At 70.0% G+C, this 18,238-nt stretch carries 16 protein-coding genes; 8 read left to right on the top strand and 8 right to left on the bottom strand.

Features of this window, described 5'->3' with window-relative positions:
• Positions 1-5 precede the first annotated feature (5 nt).
• The 8 genes from pyrF to pyrR form a co-directional block, all read right to left on the bottom strand.
• Positions 6-695 carry an orotidine-5'-phosphate decarboxylase gene (gene pyrF / locus AC3EO4_RS01840; RefSeq protein ID WP_379579375.1) on the bottom strand — a complete coding sequence of 230 codons (690 nt, stop codon included), beginning with the start codon at positions 693-695 and terminating at the stop codon, positions 6-8.
• Positions 692-1,669 carry a dihydroorotate dehydrogenase gene (locus tag AC3EO4_RS01835; RefSeq protein ID WP_379579377.1) on the bottom strand — a complete coding sequence of 326 codons (978 nt, stop codon included), beginning with the start codon at positions 1,667-1,669 and terminating at the stop codon, positions 692-694. The genes pyrF and AC3EO4_RS01835 overlap by 4 nt, the downstream gene beginning before the upstream one ends.
• Entirely contained in the window at positions 1,659-2,525 is an 867-nt protein-coding gene (locus AC3EO4_RS01830) for a dihydroorotate dehydrogenase electron transfer subunit (protein WP_379580253.1), read from the bottom strand. The genes AC3EO4_RS01835 and AC3EO4_RS01830 overlap by 11 nt, the downstream gene beginning before the upstream one ends.
• Positions 2,526-2,531: 6 nt before the next feature.
• Positions 2,532-5,819 carry a carbamoyl-phosphate synthase large subunit gene (gene carB, locus AC3EO4_RS01825; protein ID WP_431893214.1) on the bottom strand — a complete coding sequence of 1,096 codons (3,288 nt, stop codon included), beginning with the start codon at positions 5,817-5,819 and terminating at the stop codon, positions 2,532-2,534.
• 135 nt (positions 5,820-5,954) lie between these two features.
• Positions 5,955-7,058, bottom strand: coding sequence for a glutamine-hydrolyzing carbamoyl-phosphate synthase small subunit (gene carA / locus AC3EO4_RS01820; protein WP_431893212.1), 1,104 nt, complete (start codon positions 7,056-7,058; stop codon positions 5,955-5,957).
• Entirely contained in the window at positions 7,055-8,353 is a 1,299-nt protein-coding gene (locus AC3EO4_RS01815; protein ID WP_379579383.1) for a dihydroorotase, read from the bottom strand. Before AC3EO4_RS01815 ends, carA begins: the two co-directional genes overlap by 4 nt.
• On the bottom strand, positions 8,353-9,267 hold the full coding sequence (locus tag AC3EO4_RS01810; RefSeq protein ID WP_379579385.1) for an aspartate carbamoyltransferase catalytic subunit: 915 nt from the start codon (positions 9,265-9,267) through the stop codon (positions 8,353-8,355). The genes AC3EO4_RS01815 and AC3EO4_RS01810 overlap by 1 nt, the downstream gene beginning before the upstream one ends.
• A complete protein-coding gene (gene pyrR, locus AC3EO4_RS01805) occupies positions 9,264-9,797 on the bottom strand; it encodes a bifunctional pyr operon transcriptional regulator/uracil phosphoribosyltransferase PyrR (RefSeq protein ID WP_379579387.1) in 534 nt (177 codons plus the stop codon). The genes AC3EO4_RS01810 and pyrR overlap by 4 nt, the downstream gene beginning before the upstream one ends.
• A gap of 234 nt (positions 9,798-10,031) precedes the next feature.
• Between pyrR and AC3EO4_RS01800 the strand changes: the two genes are divergently transcribed.
• From AC3EO4_RS01800 to bldD, 8 genes are all read left to right on the top strand, one after another.
• Positions 10,032-10,268, top strand: a complete 237-nt coding sequence (locus AC3EO4_RS01800) for a DUF3040 domain-containing protein (RefSeq protein ID WP_431893207.1) — start codon at positions 10,032-10,034, stop codon at positions 10,266-10,268.
• Positions 10,269-10,386: 118 nt separating this feature from the next.
• A complete protein-coding gene (locus tag AC3EO4_RS01795; protein WP_431893205.1) occupies positions 10,387-11,784 on the top strand; it encodes an amino acid permease in 1,398 nt (465 codons plus the stop codon).
• A gap of 16 nt (positions 11,785-11,800) precedes the next feature.
• Positions 11,801-13,030 carry an arginine deiminase gene (locus AC3EO4_RS01790; RefSeq protein ID WP_379579393.1) on the top strand — a complete coding sequence of 410 codons (1,230 nt, stop codon included), beginning with the start codon at positions 11,801-11,803 and terminating at the stop codon, positions 13,028-13,030.
• 2 nt (positions 13,031-13,032) lie between these two features.
• Positions 13,033-14,037 (top strand): ornithine carbamoyltransferase, encoded by a 1,005-nt coding sequence (gene argF, locus AC3EO4_RS01785; RefSeq protein WP_379579395.1) that lies wholly within the window; start codon positions 13,033-13,035, stop codon positions 14,035-14,037.
• Between the two features lies 1 nt (position 14,038).
• Positions 14,039-14,974 carry a carbamate kinase gene (gene arcC / locus AC3EO4_RS01780; protein ID WP_379579397.1) on the top strand — a complete coding sequence of 312 codons (936 nt, stop codon included), beginning with the start codon at positions 14,039-14,041 and terminating at the stop codon, positions 14,972-14,974.
• Between the two features lie 10 nt (positions 14,975-14,984).
• Complete coding sequence (locus AC3EO4_RS01775; protein ID WP_431893200.1) at positions 14,985-16,406, top strand: amino acid permease; 1,422 nt, start codon at positions 14,985-14,987, stop codon at positions 16,404-16,406.
• The gene (locus AC3EO4_RS01770) at positions 16,403-17,287 is read left to right on the top strand and encodes a universal stress protein (protein ID WP_431893198.1); all 885 of its coding nucleotides are present in this window, start codon (positions 16,403-16,405) and stop codon (positions 17,285-17,287) included. Before AC3EO4_RS01775 ends, AC3EO4_RS01770 begins: the two co-directional genes overlap by 4 nt.
• A 264-nt stretch (positions 17,288-17,551) precedes the next feature.
• A complete protein-coding gene (gene bldD, locus AC3EO4_RS01765; RefSeq protein WP_026214021.1) occupies positions 17,552-18,046 on the top strand; it encodes a transcriptional regulator BldD in 495 nt (164 codons plus the stop codon).
• Positions 18,047-18,238 lie beyond the last annotated feature (192 nt).

Raw genomic sequence — 18,238 nt, 5'->3', positions numbered from 1 at the left:
GATGATCATGAGCGACGGAGTGAGGCGGCGATCGAGGCGGCCGTCGCGCCGGGGTCGGCCGAGCCCGTGATCGGGCGGCCGATGACGAGCAGGTCCGCGCCGTCGGCGAGAGCCTGCTCGGGCGTGGCCACCCGCGCCTGGTCCTGGCTGTCGGCGCCGGCGGGCCGCACCCCGGGGGTGATCAGCGTGATGCCGGGCCCCACGGCCGCCCGCACGCCGGCGACCTCGCGAGGCGAGCACACCAGCGCCTTGGCGCCCGCCTCCACCGACATCACCGCCAGCCGCCGCACGGCGTCCTCGGGCGAGCCCCCGACCCCGATGGCGGCCAGGTCCGCGGCCGACAGCGAGGTGAGCACGGTGACGGCCGCGATCTCGGTGTGCGGAGCGGCCTCCACGGCCGCCTGGATCATCGCGGGGCCCCCGGAGGCGTGGACGGTCAGGATGGCCGGCCTGAGCCGCGCCACGGCCCTCGTGGCGCCCGCCACGGTGTTCGGGATGTCGTGGAGCTTCAGGTCGAGGAAGACCTTCACGCCGCTGGCCCCCTGCACGGAGGCGATCACGTCGGGCCCGTAGCGCAGATAGAGCTCCAGGCCCACCTTGACCGTGCTCACGTGCGGGGTCACCAGCGAAGCCCAGCGGGCCGCGGTCTCCAGGTCAGGTGCGTCCAGGGCGACGGCGATGGGTGCGGGCGTCACAGGGAACTCTCCTCGGAGTCGACGAGCAGGTGCCGGGCGGCGCTGCCCGGTGGCCGGTGTGCCAGGCCGACGGCGTCGGCGAGGCGGTGAAAGCCCCTGGCCTGCAACAGCTCCTCGAGCTCGCGCTCGATGCGCAGGCAGGCGTAGGGGTCGTGGAACAGCGCCGTGCCCACCCCGACCACGCAGGCACCTGCGAGGACGAGCTGGAGGGCGTCGTGACCGCTCATCACGCCGCCGACGCCGATGATGGGCACGCCGGGGATGGCGGCGTGGACCTGCCAGACGCACCGTACGGCCAGCGGCAGGATCGCGGGACCAGAAAGCCCCCCGGTGCCCGCCGCGAGCGACGGCTTGAGCGCGTCGATGTCGATGGTCATGCCGAGCGGGTTGTTGATCATGGAGAGCGCGTCGGCCCCCGCGTCGACGCAGGCGCGGGCGACGGCCACGACGTCGGCCACGTCAGGTGACAGTTTGGCGACGACGGGCACGTCGTAGCGCATGACCGAGCGCACCGACGCGATCACCTCGGCCGCGGCCCCTCCGTCGCGGGCGAACACGCGCCCGCGGTCCTCGATGTTGGGGCAGGCGAGGTTGACCTCGATCGCGGTCACGCCGGGCGCGTCGGTGAGCCTGCGCGCCAGCGCCGCGTACTCGGCCACCGTGCCGCCGCCGATCGACACGACGGTCCTGATGCCGCGCTGGGCCAGCCACGGCAGCTCGCGTTCGAGGAAGGCGTCGATGCCAGGCCCCTGGAGACCCACGGCGTTGAGCATGCCCGAGGGCGTCTCGGCCATGCGCGGGGTGGGCCTGCCCGCCCTCGGCGCCATCGTGATCGACCGGGTGACCAGCGCGCCGAGGCGGTGCAGGTCGAAGAACTGGGCCAGCTCGCGGCCCGAGCCCGCGCAGCCCGCCGCGGTGGTGACGGGGTTGGCGAGCTCGACGTGCGCCAGGAACGTCCGCATGTCAACCGACATGTCGAGCTCCACCGCCGGGGGCGCCGAGCGCGTCGAACGGGATCGTTCCCACGTCCTCGAACCGCACGCGTTCCCCCCTGAAGACAGGACCCTCGGCGCAGGCGCGCACCATCCTGGTCACGCCGTCGTCGCCGATGACAGGCAGCACACAGGTCATGCAGATCCCGATGCCGCAGGCCATGGCCTCCTCCACCGCCACCTGGACGGGGATGTCGAACTCGATCGCCACCGCGGTGACCTGGCGCAGCGACTCCATCGGCCCGCAGGCGTAGATGGCGTCGGCGCGCGTGTCGGCGATGACCGACGGCAGCACGTCGGTCACCTTGCCGCGCAGCCCGAGCGAGCCGTCCTCGGTGGTGAGCGTGGTGGTCTCCGACATCCTGCGGGCCCGCATCGCGCCGAACACCCGGTCGGCCGAGGCCGCGCCGAGCACGAAGTCGATGCGGCAGCCGCGTTCCATCAGCGCGTCGGCCAGCGGGAACAGCGGGGCCGCGCCGTACTCGTCGCCGACGAGCACGCAGACCGCGGGGTCGCGGGGCAGCGGGAACGGCCGCCCCAGCGGCCCCACCAGGTCGAGCGTGTCGCGGGCGCGCCGCTCCGCCAGCCACGACGTGCCGGGGCCCGAGGCGGTGAAGACGAGTTCGACCGTGCCGCCGTAGTCGGGCTTGACGTCATGGATGGACAGGGCGCGCCTGGTCACCATCGAGGTGCGCGGCCCCCCGACGGCGACCGAGACGAAGTGGCCTGGACGGAACCGCTCGGCGACGCCCGGCGCCACCACGGTCAGCGCATGGTAGGCGTCGACCCGGCGCGTGGTCAGCACCGTGCCAGTCACCTGCACCGGAGTCCCGGCCAGACCTGATCACCCCCGCAGGGCTCGTGCGTGTTCCTGAAGGGACCGTACGCCCACATCGCCCCGCACGATGGCCTGGATGCCCGCGGCGGCCGCGGCGAGTCCCTGGACCGTCGTGATGCACGGGATGCCGCGCAGGACGGCGGCGGTGCGGATGTCGTAGCCGTCGAGGCGCGGCCCCGACTGGCCGGGGCTGCCGAACGGCGTGTTGACGATCAGGTCCACCTCACCGTCCAGGATGCGCTGCACGATCGTCGGCTCACCGTCGGGTCCCGTTCCCTCGCTCTGCTTTCGCACGATCTTGGCATGGACTCCGTTACGGCGCAGCACCTCGGCGGTGCCCTCCGTGGCGAGAATCTCGAAGCCGAGGTCGGCGAGAGCGCGCACCGGGAAGATCATCGAGCGCTTGTCCCTGTTGGCGACGGAGACGAAGGCCCTGCCCTTGGTGGGCAGCTCGCCGTAGGCCCCGGCCTGCGACTTGGCGTAGGCGATGCCGAAGAACTCGTCGATGCCCATGACCTCGCCGGTCGAGCGCATCTCGGGGCCGAGCACGGTGTCGACGCCGCGGAAGCGGTTGAACGGGAGCACCGCCTCCTTGACCGCGATCGAGGCGTCCAGCGGCAGCGTGCCGCCGTCGCCCGTCTCGGGCAGCATGCCCTCCGCCCGCAGCTCGGCCACGGTCGCGCCCATCATGACGCGGGCCGCCGCCTTCGCCAGCGGCACCGCCGTCGCCTTGGAGACGAACGGCACCGTACGGCTGGCCCGCGGGTTGGCCTCCAGGACGTACAGGACGCCCGCCGACATGGCGTACTGCACGTTGAGCAGGCCGCGGACCCCGACTCCCCTGGCGATGCCCTCGGTGGCCGCGCGGATGCGCTTGATGTCGTTGCCGCCGAGCGTGATGGGCGGCAGGGCGCAGGCCGAGTCGCCCGAGTGGATCCCCGCCTCCTCGATGTGCTCCATGACGCCGCCGAGGTAGAGCTCCTCGCCGTCGAACAGCGCGTCGACGTCGATCTCGATGGACTCGTCGAGGAACTTGTCGATCAGCACGGGGTGGCCGCCCTCCTGGGCCGCCATGTAGGTGCCGAGCGTCTCGTCGTCGTAGACGATGGCCATGCCCGCGCCGCCGAGGACGTAGGAGGGCCGGACGAGGACCGGGTAGCCGATCTCCTCGGCGATGCCCAGTGCCTCGGTGACGGTCAGCGCCGTGCCGTGCTTGGGAGCGGGCAGGCCGGCCTCGGCCAGCACGCGGCCGAACGCGCCGCGCTCCTCGGCCAGGTGGATGGACTCGGGCGAGGTGCCGACGACGGGCACGCCCGCGTCCTTCAGCGCCTGCGCGAGCCCCAGCGGCGTCTGACCGCCGAGCTGGACGATGACGCCCGCCACGGGGCCCGTCTGCTGCTCGGCGTGGACGACCTCGAGGACGTCCTCCAGCGTGAGCGGCTCGAAGTAGAGCCGGTCGGAGGTGTCGTAGTCGGTCGAGACCGTCTCGGGGTTGCAGTTGACCATGACGGTCTCGAATCCCGCCCTGGACAGCTCGAAGGAGGCGTGCACGCAGGCGTAGTCGAACTCGATGCCCTGGCCGATGCGGTTGGGCCCGCTGCCGAGGATGAGGACCTTGGGGCGCTCGCCGTAAGGGACCTCGCTCTCCTCGTCGTAGGTCGAGTAGAGGTAGGGCGTCCTGGCGGCGAACTCGGCCGCGCACGTGTCGACGGTGTTGTAGACGGGGCGCAGGCCGAGCGCGTGGCGCAGGTCGCGCACCCGCGACTCGCTCATACCGCGGATCTCGCCGATCTGCGCGTCGGAGAAGCCGTGGTGCTTGGCTCGCTCCAGCGCCTCCCTCGTGAGCTCGGCGGCCTCGCCGAGCGCGCGGGCCTCCTCGTCCAGCAGCATGAGCTGGTCGATGAACCACGGGTCGACGCTGGTCGCCTCGAACAGCTCCTCGGCCGTCGCGCCCGCCCTGATCGCCTGCTGCATGGTGCGCAGCCTGCCGTCGTGGGGCGTGCGGCACTCGTCGAGCAGCTCCCGCTTCGGCTCGAGGGGCCCCGCCCACGAGAAGGACGAGCCCTTCTTCTCCAGCGAGCGCAGCGCCTTCTGCAGCGCCTCGGGGAAGGAGCGGCCGATCGCCATGGCCTCGCCCACCGACTTCATGTGCGTGGTGAGCGTCTGGTCGGCGCCGCGGAACTTCTCGAAGGCGAACCTCGGCACCTTGACCACGATGTAGTCGAGGGTCGGCTCGAAGGAGGCCGGCGTCACCTTGGTGATGTCGTTCGGGATCTCGTCGAGCGTGTAGCCGATCGCCAGCTTCGCCGCGATCTTGGCGATCGGGAAGCCGGTCGCCTTGGAGGCCAGGGCGGACGAGCGCGACACGCGCGGGTTCATCTCGATGACGATCATGCGGCCGGAGCGCGGGTTGACCGCGAACTGGATGTTGCAGCCGCCGGTGTCGACGCCGACCTCGCGGATGACCGCGATCGCGACGTCACGCATGTTCTGGTACTCGCGGTCGGTCAGGGTCAGCGCGGGGGCCACGGTGACGCTGTCGCCGGTGTGCACGCCCATCGGGTCGATGTTCTCGATGGAGCAGACGATGACGACGTTGTCGGCCTTGTCGCGCATGACCTCCAGCTCGTACTCCTTCCAGCCGAGGATCGACTCCTCCAGGAGCACCTCGGTGGTGGGGCTGGCGTCGAGGCCCGCGCCGGCGATGCGGCGCAGGTCGCTCTCGTCGTAGGCGAAGCCGGAGCCGACGCCGCCCATCGTGAACGAGGGCCGCACGACCAGCGGGTAGCCGAGCTCGTCCGAGGCGGCCAGGCACTCGTCCATGGTGTGGCAGATGATCGACTTGGCGGACTCGGCGTTGAGGCCGTGCTCGCGGGCGACCTTGGCGACGATCTCCTTGAACCGCTCGCGGTTCTCGCCCGCCTGGATGGCGTCGAAGTCGGCGCCGATCAGCTCGACCGCGTAGCGCTCCAGGACGCCCGCCTCGTGGAGGGCGACCGCCGTGTTGAGCGCGGTCTGCCCGCCCAGGGTGGGCAGCAGCGCGTCGGGCCGCTCCTTTGCGATGATCTTCTCGACGAACTCGGGGGTGATCGGCTCGACGTAGGTGGCGTCGGCGAACTCGGGGTCCGTCATGATCGTGGCAGGGTTGCTGTTGACCAGGATCACCCTGAAGCCCTCTGCCCGCAGCACGCGGCAGGCCTGGGTGCCCGAATAGTCGAACTCGCACGCCTGCCCGATGACGATCGGTCCCGAGCCGATGACCAGGATCGACCTGATGTCCTCACGCTTGGGCACGGCTCATGACCTCACAGAACTCGTCGAACATGGGTTGAGTGGGCGCTGCGCGGCGTCGTGCCTTCACGACGCCGCCATCAACGAACAGAACTCGTCGAACATGGGTTGAGTGGGGCGCTGCGCGGCCTCGTGCCTTCACGACGCCGCCATCAACGAACAGAACTCGTCGAACAGATAGGCGGCGTCGTGGGGGCCGGCGGCGGCCTCCGGGTGGTACTGCACGCTGAAGGCGCGCCCGTCGAGCAGGCGCAGGCCTTCCACGCAGCGGTCGTTGAGGTTGACGTGGCTGACCTCGGCGCGGCCGTACGGCGTGTCGAAGGGCCCGTCCAGCGGGGCCTCCACCGCGAAGCCGTGGTTGTGCGCCGAGATCTCCACCTTGCCCGTGCGCACGTCCTGGACCGGCTGGTTCACGCCGCGGTGGCCGTAGCGGAGCTTGTAGGTGGGCAGGCCCAGCGCCCTGCCGAACAGCTGGTTGCCGAAGCAGATGCCGAAGAACGGGATCCCCGACTCCAGCACCTGCCTGAGCGTCGTCACGTCGGCCGTGGCGGGGTCACCCGGGCCGTTGGAGAAGAAGACGCCGTCGGGGCCGACGGCTCTGATGTCGTCGAAGGTCGCCGTGGCGGGCAGGACGTGCACCTCGCAGCCGCGCTCGGCCATGCGGTGCGGGGTCATGCCCTTGATGCCGAGGTCGACGGCCGCGACGGTGAAGCGCTTCTCGCCGACGGCCTCGACGACGTACGGCTCGGCCGTGGCCACCTCGGCGGCCAGGTCGGCGCCCTCCATGGGCGGCTGCTGCCGTACGCGCTCGACGAGGGCCTCGACCGGCTCGGACGGAGCGGTGAAGATGCCCGCGCGCATGGCGCCGCGCTCGCGCAGGTGGCGGGTCAGCGCGCGGGTGCCGGAGATCGCGATGCCGACGACACCCTGCTCCTTGAGATAGTCGTCGAGGGAGCGGTTCGCCCGCCAGTTGGAGACCACGCGGGAGGGTTCGCGCACGACGTAGCCCGCGACCCAGACGCGCGAGGACTCGGGGTCCTCGTCGTTGACGCCCGTGTTGCCGATGTGCGGGGCGGTCATCGCGACGATCTGGCGGTGGTAGGACGGGTCGGTGAGGGTCTCCTGGTAGCCGGTCATGCCGGTGTTGAAGACCATCTCGCCGAACGTCTCCCCCTCGGCGCCGTACGAGGTTCCGTGGAAGACACGGCCATCTTCCAGTACGAGGACGGCGACGTTACTCAAGCGAGCTTCCCTTCGAGAACGGTTGGCCTGCCGCGCAGGAACGTCGCCAGCACCCTGCCGGGGAGGGTCATGCCCTCGTAGGGGGTGTTGCGGCTCTTGGAGGCGAAGGCGGAGGGGTCCACCTCGGCGCGCGCGGTGGGGTCGTAGAGAACGATGTTGGCGGGGGCGCCGACCTCGAGCGCCTGGCCGTGGCCGGGCAGGCGGCCGATGCGCGCGGGGGCGGCGGACATGCGCTCGGCCACGCCCGCCCAGTCGAGCAGGCCCGTGTCGACCATGGCCTCCTGGACGACGCTGAGCGCGGTCTCCAGGCCGACCATGCCCATGGCCGCGGCGGCCCACTCGGTCTCCTTGTCCTCGACCGGGTGCGGCGCGTGGTCGGTGGCCACGACGTCGATGGTGCCGTCGGCCAGTGCCGCGCGCAGGGCGTGGACGTCGTCGCTGGTGCGCAGCGGCGGGTTGACCTTGTAGATGGGGTTGTAGGAGCCGTTGGGCGAGTTCTCGACGAGTTCGTCGGTGAGCAGCAGGTGGTGGGGGGTCACCTCGGCGGTGACGTTCCAGCCCTTGGACTTGGCCCAGCGGATGATCTCGACCGAGCCCGCCGTGGACACGTGGCAGACGTGCAGGCGCGAGCCGACGTGCGCGGCCAGCAGGCAGTCGCGGGCGATGATCGCCTCCTCGGCCACCGCGGGCCAGCCCGCCAGGCCGAGCCTGCCGGAGATGACGCCCTCGTTCATCTGGGCGTCCTTGGTGAGCTTGGGCTCCTGGGCGTGCTGGGCGACGACGCCGTCGAAGGCCTTGACGTACTCCAGGGCCCTGCGCATCAGCACGGCGTCGTCGACGCACTTGCCGTCGTCGGAGAAGACGCGCACGCGGGCGGCGGAGTCGGCCATCGCGCCGAGCTCTGCCAGCTGCCTGCCCTCCAGGCCGACGGTGACGGCGCCGACGGGCTGCACGTCGCAGTGGCCGAACTCCTGGCCGAGCCGCCAGACCTGCTCGACGACGCCCGCGGTGTCGGCGACGGGCATGGTGTTGGCCATGGCGTGGACGGCGGTGTAGCCGCCGCGGGCGGCCGACTGGGTGCCCGTCTGCACGGTCTCGGCGTCCTCGCGACCCGGCTCGCGCAGGTGGGTGTGCAGGTCGACCAGGCCGGGCAGCGCGATCGCGCCCCTCCCGTCGACGACTTCGGACGTCGCGGCGCTCGGCGAGGAGCCCGGGGCGATCTCGGCGATGAGGCCGTTGACCACCGTGATGTCGACGGGGTCGCCGCCGAGGATGCGAACGTTCTTGATCAGCATCAGATCTCTCCCCCGAGCAGCAGGTACAGGACGGCCATGCGGATGGTCACTCCGTTGGCGACCTGCTCGACGATCGTCGAGCGCGGCGAGTCGGCCACCTCGGCCGCGATCTCCATGCCCCTGTTCATCGGGCCCGGGTGCATGACGATCGCCTCGTCGGGCATCTTCGCGAACCTGTCGCGGTCGAGCCCGTAGCGGCGGGAGTACTCGCGCTCGCTGGGGAAGTAGGCGGCGTTCATCCGCTCCTTCTGCACGCGGAGCATCATGACGACGTCGGACTTGGGCAGGACGGCGTCGAGGTCGTAGGACACCTCGCACGGCCAGGTGCCGACGGAGACCGGCACCAGGGTCGGCGGCGCGACCAGCGTCACGTCGGCGCCGAGGGTGGCCAGCAGCAGCACGTTGGAGCGGGCCACGCGGCTGTGCAGGACGTCGCCGACGATGGTGACCTTGCGCCCTTCGAGGGAGCCGAGGCGGCGGCGCATCGAGAAGGCGTCGAGCAGCGCCTGCGTGGGGTGCTCGTGGGTGCCGTCGCCCGCGTTGACGACGCTGCCGCGCACCCAGTTGGCCAGGCGGTGCGGCGCGCCTGAGGCGCCGTGGCGGATGACGACGGCGTCGGCGCCCATCGCCTCCAGGGTCAGCGCCGTGTCCTTCAGCGACTCGCCCTTGGAGACGCTGGAGCCCTTGGCGGAGAAGTTGATGACGTCGGCCGACAGGCGCTTGGCCGCGGCCTCGAAGGAGATGCGGGTGCGGGTGGAGTCCTCGAAGAAGAGGTTGACCACCGTACGGCCGCGCAGCGTCGGGAGCTTCTTGATGGAGCGTTCCGAGACGCGGGCCAGTTCCTCGGCGGTGTCGAGGATCAGCAGGGCGTCGTCCTTGGTCAGGTCGGCCGCCGAGATGAGGTGCCTGTTCACTTGATCAACTCCACTGCGTCGCGCCCGTCGGTCTCCTCCAGGTAGACCTTGACCTTCTCGCTCTTGGCGGTCGGGAGGTTCTTGCCCACGTAGTCGGCCCTGATGGGCAGTTCGCGGTGACCCCTGTCGACCAGGATGGCCAGTTGCACGGCCGTGGGCCTGCCGAGGTCGTTGAGGGCGTCGAGCGCGGCGCGGACCGAACGTCCGGAGAAGAGGACGTCGTCGACCAGGACGACGAGCTTGTCGTCGATGCCGTCGGCCGGCAGGTCGGTACGGCCGAGCGGGCGCGCGGGCCTGAGCCTGAGGTCGTCGCGGTACATGGTGATGTCGATCGAGCCGACGGGAACCTTCACGTCTTCGAACTGCTCGATGCGCTCGGCGAGCCGGGCCGCGAGAGTGGCGCCGCGGGTGGGGATGCCGAGGAGGACGACGCCGTCGGCGCCCTTGGTGCGCTCGAGGATCTCGTGCGCTATGCGGGTCAGCGCCCGGTGGATGTCCGGGCCTTCGAGAACGGCCCTGGGTTCGGACATGGGTGTAGCTCACCACCTTTCCCGCCTCACAGGACGGGGCTTAAAAGGGTGTTGGGTCGCAGCCACATTACCAGCAGCCACCAGCCACGACGCGCGGGGTGCGCTCCCACGGGTGGTGGCGGGCTCCGCGAGGGGCGGGCCAGGGGCCGAGCCGCCCAAGGCCGGCTGAACGATTTGGAAAATCCGGACAAAAGAGATAAAACCTCCTCCAAGTCTTTCTCGGGAGGTCCCGGCATGTCCCTGTCGGCACGCGAGCGCCAGATCCTCGACGCCATCGCGCGTCAGTTCGCCGCGGAGGAGCCCGCGCTGGCGCGCGGCTTCTCCGAGCACGGCCGCGGTCGGGTGACCGCCGAGCGCATCACCGCCGAGCGCGCCAAGGGTCGCTGGGAAGCGTGGCCCGTCGCGCTCATCGCGGTCTGCCTCGCCGTCTTCGCCGTCGTGCTGCTCCTCTCGGGCAACTCGCGCACCTGAGCGCCTCCCTCCCCCGCCTGCCCGTGATGCGCCTGAGCTGGGCGTTTTAGCGCACCTCGCAAAGGGGAGGTCCCCCAAGGTCATAGGACATCGGGGGATTTCGGCGTCGGGGGGCGCTATGGGAGGACCGCGGCATCCGGCCGGCGGCGGCGTCGACACGGTCCGCTCCGAGCCTGCCGGTGTCACCGAGGGACCGGGGCGCAGCCTCGGCCTCGGCGCGGCCATCGCCCTGGTCATCGGGAACGTGGTCGGCACCGGGATCTTCCTGCTGCCCGCCGCCCTGGCCGCCTTCGGCACGGTCAGCCTGGTCGCGATGGGCGCGGTGACCGTCGGCGCCATCGCGATGGCCATGGTCTTCGGCAGGCTGGGCGCGCGCATCCCCGCGGGCGGCGGCCCCTACGCCTACGCGCGCGACGCCTTCGGCGAGTTCGTCGGCTTCTGGAACGCCTGGTCGTTCTGGCTGACGGCGTGGATCGGCAACGCCGCCATCGCCGTCGCGTGGGTCGGGTACGTGCAGTTCGCGGCCACGGGGGTCTTCGGCCTCGACTGGGGCGGCGCCACGGCGGCGATCGTCATCGCGCTGGTCGGGCTCTGGATCCCCGCGGTGGTCAACATGATGGGCGCCAGGAACATGGCCGCCTTCCAACTCGTCACCACGGTCCTGAAGTTCGCGCCCCTGCTGTTCGTCGCGGTCGTCGGCCTGTTCTTCGTCCAGGGCGCCAACTTCGGCCCCTTCAACGCCACAGACGACAGCGCCCTCGGCGCCATCTCGCTGGCCGGCGCGGTGGCGCTGTTCATCTACTCGGGCGTGGAGAGCGTCTCCATCGCCGCCGAGAAGGTCAAGGACCCGGTCCGCATCATCGGCCGCGCCAGCGTCATCGGCGTGCTCGCCTGCGCCTTCCTGTACATGCTGAGCACCGTGGCGGTCATGGGCACCGTGCCGTACGCCACGCTGGTGCAGTCGTCGGCCCCGTTCGCCGACGCGATCAACAACATGTTCGGCGGCTCGGCGGGCGGGATCCTCATGGCCTTCTGCGCCATCGTCTCCGGCATCGGCGCGCTCAACGGCTGGACCATGCTGGTGGCCGAGATGCCCAAGGCCGCCGCCAGGGACGGCATGTTCCCCGCCTTCTTCGCCAGGGAGTCGCGCCGCGGGGCGCCCGTCCCAGGCATCCTGGTCGGCAGCGTCCTGACCTCCCTGATGCTGCTGGTCGCCTACGCCTCGGCGAACGCCTTCAACACGATCGTGCTGCTGGCCTCCTTCACCACCGTCATCCCCTACTTCTTCTCCGCATGCGCACAGCTGTTCTGGCTGGTGACGGGCGAACGGGCGGTCCACAAGGGACGGCTGGCCCGCGACAGCGTCATCACCGTCATCGCGCTGGTGTTCGCGTTCTGGATGGCCTACGGCTCCGGCCCCGAGGCCGTGCTCGGCGGCACGCTGATGCTCCTGGTCGGCGTGCCCGTCTACATCTGGGTGAAGGCCCGGCGCGGCGAGTACGGCCCCAAGGTCTAGGAAAGGAACACAGGTTATGACCTTTCATGTCGATTCCGAGGTGGGCAGGCTCTCCCAGGTGATGCTTCACCGGCCCGATCTGGCGCTGAAGCGGCTCACCCCGACGAACAAGGACGAGTTCCTCTTCGACGACGTGCTGTGGGTGCAGCGCGCGGTGGAGGAGCACGAGGAATGGCAGCGGACGCTGCGCGACCGGGGCATCAGGGTTCACATGCTGGCCGACCTCCTGCGCGAGACGCTCGACATCCCCGAGGCGCGCAAGCACATCCTCGACCACGTCGTGGACGAGCGCTGGCACGGCCCCCTGGCCACCGACGCCATCCGCAACACCCTCGACTCGCTCCCTTCCAAGGACCTGCAGCAGTTCCTCACCGGCGGCATCACCAAGTCCGAGATCATGGAGCGCGGCGCCGACCCGAAGAGCGTCGCCTTCCACGTGCTGGACGACATGGACTTCGTCCTGCCTCCCCTGCCCAACCACCTGTTCACCCGCGACACCTCCTGCTGGATCTACAACGGGGTGTCGATCAACGCGATGAAGAAGAAGGCCAGGCAGGCCGAGACGATCAACTTCGAGGCCATCTACACCTACCATCCGACCTTCGCCACCCAGGCGGGCTCGTTCCACGTGTGGATGCCGGGCACCAAGGTCGCGCCCGCCACCATGGAGGGCGGCGACGTCCTGGTCATCGGCCGCGGCGCGGTACTCATCGGGATGAGCGAGCGCACCCAGCCGCAGGCGGTCGAGATGCTCGCGCGCAACCTGTTCGCCAGGGGCGGCGCGAAGAGGATCGTCGCGCTCAACATGCCGAAGGCGCGCGCGTTCATGCACCTCGACACGGTCATGACCAATGTGGACGTGGGCGTGTTCGTCAAGTACGCGGGCCTGGGGATGCTGCCCTCCTACACGATCGAGCCCGGTGACAACGAGAAGGAGCTCAAGGTCACCGACCACCCGCCCGAGGACATGCACAGGGCGATCGCCAGGGCGATCGACCTCGACGACATCAAGGTCCTCACCGCGACCCAGGACGTCTACGCCGCCGAGCGCGAGCAGTGGGACGACGGGTGCAACGTGCTGGCCATCGAGCCCGGCGTGGTCGTCGCCTACGAGCGCAACACCACCACCAACAACTTCCTGCGCGACCACGGCGTCGAGGTCATCACCATCCGCGGCAGCGAGCTGGGCCGCGGCAGGGGCGGGCCCCGCTGCATGAGCTGCCCACTCGAGAGGGGGGGCATCTGACCATGAGCTTCAACCTGCGCAACCGCAGCTTCCTCAAGGAGCTCGACTTCACGCCCGCGGAGTTCGGGTTCCTGCTCGGGCTCTCCGCCGAGCTCAAGCGGGCCAAGTACGCGGGCACCGAACAGCCGCGGCTCAAGGGCAGGAACATCGCGCTGATCTTCGAGAAGACCTCGACCCGCACCCGCTGCGCCTTCGAGGTCGCCGCGCACGACCAGGGCGCGCACGTCACCTACCTCGACCCGGCGGGCTCGCAGATGGGCCACAAGGAGTCGGTCAAGGACACCGCCCGCGTGCTGGGCAGGATGTTCGACGGCATCGAGTACAGGGGCTTCGAACAGGAGTACGTCGAGGAACTGGCCGCCTACGCGGGCGTGCCCGTCTGGAACGGCCTGACCGACGAGTGGCACCCCACCCAGATGCTCGCCGACATGCTCACCATGCGGGAGCACAGCGACAAGCCGCTGCACGACGTCTCCTTCGCCTACCTCGGCGACGCCCGCAACAACATGGGCAACTCGCTGCTGGTCACGGGGGCGATGCTGGGCATGGACGTACGGCTCGTCGCGCCCAGGGCGCTGCAGCCCGACACCGAGATGGTCGTCAAGCCCGCCAAGGACCTGGCCAAGCAGACGGGCGCCACGCTGACGATCACCGACGACGTCGGCAAGGGCGTCAAGGGCGTCGACTTCCTCTACACCGACGTGTGGGTGTCGATGGGCGAGCCGAAACAGGTGTGGGACGAGCGGATCAAGCTGCTCAGGCCGTACCAGATCAACGACGAGGTCGTGAAGGCGACGGGGAACGACGGCGTCAAGGTGATGCACTGCCTGCCGGCCTTCCACAACAGGGAGACCAAGGTCGGCGAGGAGATCTACGAGAAGACCGGGCTCGACGCGCTGGAGATCACCGAGAGCGTCTTCGAGTCGCCTCGCTCGATCGTCTTCGACCAGGCCGAGAACCGCCTGCACACCATCAAGGCCGTCATGGTCGCGACGCTGGGGGGCTGACGTGAAGGTGCTGGTCGCGCTGGGGGGCAACGCGCTCCTGCGACGCGGGGAGAGACCGGACGCCGACGTCCAGCAGGCGAACGTGGCTGTGGCGGTCAAGACGCTCGCCAAGGTGGCCGAGCGGCACGAGCTGATCATCACCCACGGGAACGGCCCGCAGGTGGGCCTGCTGGCGGTGGAGAGCGCCAACGACCCCAACCTGACCAAGCCCTACCCGTTCGACACGCTGGGCGCCGAGACCCAGGGCATGATCGGCTACTGGATGCAGCAGGCGTTGCAGAACGCGCTGCCGGGCCGGCAGGTGATCGCGCACGTCACCCAGACCCTGGTGTCGGCCGTCGACCCCGCCTTCGACAACCCGACCAAGTTCGTCGGCCAGGTCTACGAGCAGGCGGAGGCGGAGAAGCTGGCCGCGGAGTACGGCTGGACCGTCAAGCAGGACGGCCAGTACTGGCGTCGCGTCGTGCCCTCGCCCAAACCGCAGCGCGTGGTCGAGACGCGGCTGATCCGCAAACTGGTGCGCGACGGCGTCACCGTCGTGTGCGCGGGCGGCGGCGGCGTGCCCGTCATCCGCGACGAGAACGGCCGCCTGTCGGGCGTGGAGGCCGTCATCGACAAGGACCTGACGGGCTCGCTGCTCGCCGAGGCCCTGGAATGCGACGCCTTCCTCATCCTGACCGACGTGCCGCGTGTCATGCGCGACTTCGGCACCCCCCAGCAGACCGAGATCGGCCACACCACGCCGCACGAGCTGCGTTCGATCGACTTCCCCGCCGGGTCCATGGGCCCGAAGGCGGAGGCGGTCTGCAGGTTCGTGGAGACGACGGGCGACATGGCCGCGATCGGGAAGCTGGACCAGGCCCTGGAGATCCTGGACGGCAGGGCGGGCACCATCGTCACGCCCAACGCCACCTGGCCGCTGTCCAGCACACTGTAAGGAGGAGCCCGTGGCGCTGGCCGAACGGCTGTTCCGCACCAAGCCCACCGACCAGATCGTAGCGGAGGCCGGACATGGAGAGGGCGGCGAGCTTCGCCGCACCATGTCCCTGTGGCAGCTGACGCTGTTCAGCGTCGGCGCCACGCTGGGCACGGGGATCTTCGTCATCCTCGGCCAGGCGGTGCCGAAGGCAGGACCCGCGGTGGTGCTGTCCTTCGTGCTCGCCGCCATCACGGCGCTGTTCTCGGCGCTGTCCTACGCCGAGCTGGCCGGGACGATCCCCGTGTCGGGCTCGTCCTACTCCTATGCCTACGCCACGCTCGGCGAGCTCGTGGCGTGGGTGTGCGGCTGGTGCCTGATGCTGGAGTACGCGGTCTCCGTGGCGGCCGTGGCGGTGGGATGGGGCGAGTACCTCAACACCTTCCTCGAAGGCGCCTTCGGCTGGGCGCTGCCGGCCTCGATCATCCACGGCCCGATGCAGGGCGGGGTGATCAATCTCACGGCCATCGCGATCGTCGCGCTGGCCACCTGGCTGCTGCTGCGTGGCACCTCGGAGTCGGCCACCGCGAACACGATCTTCGTGTACATCAAGGTCGCGGTGCTCCTCTTCTTCTGCGTGGTCGCCTTCACCGCCTTCAACGCGGGCAACTTCACCCCCTTCGCCCCGCTGGGCATCGCCGGCATCACCGCCGCCGCCTCCCAGGTCTTCTTCTCCTACATCGGCTTCGACGCCGCCTCGACCGCAGGCGAGGAGGCCAAGAATCCCAGGCGGGACCTGCCGCTGGCGATCATCCTGTCGCTGGTCATCGTCACGGTGATCTATGTCCTGGTCGCCGTGGCGGCGATCGGCGCCATGCCGTGGACCGACTTCGACCCCGACAACACCGAGGCCAGCCTGGCGCTCATCGTCGACCTGGCCACCGGAGCCACCTGGCCTGGGCTGATCGTCTCCTTCGGCGCGGTCATCGCGATCGCCAGCGTCGTCATCACCGTGCTGTACGGCCAGACCCGCATCCTGTTCGCGATGTCGCGCGACGGGCTGATTCCCAAGATCTTCGAGAAGGTCAACCCGCGCCGCCAGGTGCCCGTCGCCAACACCCTCATCGTCTGCCTGTTCGTCGCCGTGCTCGCCGGTTTCGTGCCGCTCGGGCAGCTGGCCGAGGCCACCAGCATCGGCACGCTGTTCGCCTTCGCCATCGTCAACGTCGGCGTGCTGGTGCTCCGCCGTACCAGACCCGACCTGCCGCGCAGCTTCCGCACGCCGCTGTTCCCCGCCACGCCGGTCCTCGGCGTGATCTTCTGCCTGCTCCTCATGTCCCAGCTGGCCTGGGCCACCTGGGTCGCGTTCCTGCTGTGGACGGGCGTCGGCCTGGTGGCCTACATCATCTACGGCTACGGGCATTCGCGGCTCAACACCGGGAGCGTCCGATGAAGCTCGAGCACGTCCTCGCCGGATTCCTGCCCGACTCCCGGGGCCATGACGGCCTGGTGCTCGCCGAACTGCTGTCCGCGCAGGCGGGAGCGCGCCTGAGCGTCGCCACGATCCAGCCCCCGCCCTGGAGCACGCCCGGCCCCGGCAGGGCCGACGAGAGCGCATGGCGGGCCTACCTCTTGGAGCAGGTCGAGGCGGGCTTCGAGGAGGCGCGCAAGCGGGTGGGCGAGCACGCGGCATTCGTCTCCCACTTCCACAGGGGCAGCGGCCGCGGCCTGGTCGAGGTGGCGCGCGAGATCGGCGCCGACGTCATCGTGATCGGCTCAGGGCCGCGAGGAGCCAAGGCGCGCATCTCCCTCGGCAGCACCGCCGACCAGCTCCTGCACGCCTCCCCTGTGCCGGTGCTGCTGACGCCGAAGGGCTACGCGGAGAATCCGCCGGCGCGCATCGAACGGCTGACCGTGGCCTACCGGCGCGCCCCTTCCTGTGACGCGGCTCTGGCGGTCGCCGCGGCCACCGCCGTCACGCTGGCCGTGCCGCTGCGCCTGGTGACGCTGGTGGTCGGCGCGAGCCGGGCCAGGATCGAACAGGACATGCTGGAGGGCCTGCGCGCCCAGGCCATGACCGACCTGGAGCGGGCGGCTTCGAGCCGGCGGCCCGAAGTGGCGGTCGAGACGTTGGAGGGCAGGAACGTCGCCCAGGCCATGGGCGGGACGGACTGGCTGGACGGCGAGCTGATCGTCCTGGCCTCCAGCGGTTCTGGACCCCTGCGGCGGGTCTTCCTCGGCGACACATCGGTCAAGATCATAAGGGCGGCGCCGCGTCCTGTCCTCGTTCTGCCCAGACAGCCTTCGGGCTCTCGGCAAACAGTGACGAAGTAGTGTTACGCAAGGGACATCAGTGATGTTTGAGGCGGACCCTCCCGGACCGGATTCGGCATCTTTTTTCCAATCAGCTTGACCTTAGGCGTCCACAGCTTTACCGTCACTGTCCGTAACCACACCTCGCGGCGTTCTGGGGTAAACCCCAGTGGCTCGGCTACCGAAGGTGCCTGTACGGCACCCACCCCCCGGTGGTCCGGGCAATCGTCGCAAGGGAGCACAATCTACTGAGAGCAGCACATACAAGAGCCGGGGGGCCACACGATGCCGTCTGAGTACGCCAAGTCGCTGGGTGCACGACTCCGCGCCATCCGCACCCAGCAGGGCCTGTCCCTGCATGGAGTCGAAGAGAAGTCGCGTGGACGCTGGAAAGCCGTCGTCGTGGGTTCCTACGAGCGTGGCGACAGGGCGGTCACGGTGCAGAAGCTTGCCGAGCTTGCCGATTTCTACGGCGTGCCGGTCTCGGAACTGCTGCCCGGGGGTGCGGCACCCAGCCCGCTCGGGCCCACGCCGAAGCTTGTGATCGACCTGGAGCGCCTGGCGACGCTGCCCAAGGAGAAGGCGGGTGCTCTGGCACGCTACGCGGCCACCATCCAGAGCCAGCGTGGAGACTACAACGGCAAGGTCCTTTCCATCCGGCAGGAGGACCTGCGTTCGCTTGCCGTCATCTATGACAAGTCGCCCAGTGAGCTGACCGAGGAGCTCATCAGCTGGGGTGTGCTGGACGCGGAGGCCCGCAGGGCCGTCGAGTCCTTCTGAAGGCTCTTGTAGGCGCGGGTGGGGCGCTTCCCTGGATCTCCCGGGAAGCGCCTCTTTCGTCGTCTCGTGGCACCGGCCGTCCCGCAGGGGCACCCCGTATCCTGCGGCGGCCGGGATCACCTGCGGCGGCCGGGGTCTTCTGTGGCGGCGAGTCTCCTGCGGCTGCCGGGCGAGGAGTTCGCCTCCGAACGC

Source organism: Nonomuraea sp. bgisy101, assembly GCF_057708945.1.
The sequence above is the reverse complement of the archived record's forward strand: the minus strand, read 5'-3'. Positions and strand labels throughout refer to the sequence as shown.

Bases quoted from the DNA above. Each gene is read 5' to 3' on its own strand.
- AC3EO4_RS01835 (WP_379579377.1), bottom strand. From the start codon at position 1,669: ATGTCGGTTGACATGCGGACGTTCCTGGCGCACGTCGAGCTCGCCAAC.
- AC3EO4_RS01815 (WP_379579383.1), bottom strand. From the start codon at position 8,353: ATGCTGATCAAGAACGTTCGCATCCTCGGCGGCGACCCCGTCGACATC.
- pyrR (WP_379579387.1), bottom strand. From the start codon at position 9,797: ATGTCCGAACCCAGGGCCGTTCTCGAAGGCCCGGACATCCACCGGGCG.
- AC3EO4_RS01800 (WP_431893207.1), top strand. From the start codon at position 10,032: ATGTCCCTGTCGGCACGCGAGCGCCAGATCCTCGACGCCATCGCGCGT.
- AC3EO4_RS01795 (WP_431893205.1), top strand. From the start codon at position 10,387: ATGGGAGGACCGCGGCATCCGGCCGGCGGCGGCGTCGACACGGTCCGC.
- AC3EO4_RS01790 (WP_379579393.1), top strand. From the start codon at position 11,801: ATGACCTTTCATGTCGATTCCGAGGTGGGCAGGCTCTCCCAGGTGATG.
- argF (WP_379579395.1), top strand. From the start codon at position 13,033: ATGAGCTTCAACCTGCGCAACCGCAGCTTCCTCAAGGAGCTCGACTTC.
- AC3EO4_RS01770 (WP_431893198.1), top strand. From the start codon at position 16,403: ATGAAGCTCGAGCACGTCCTCGCCGGATTCCTGCCCGACTCCCGGGGC.
- bldD (WP_026214021.1), top strand. From the start codon at position 17,552: ATGCCGTCTGAGTACGCCAAGTCGCTGGGTGCACGACTCCGCGCCATC.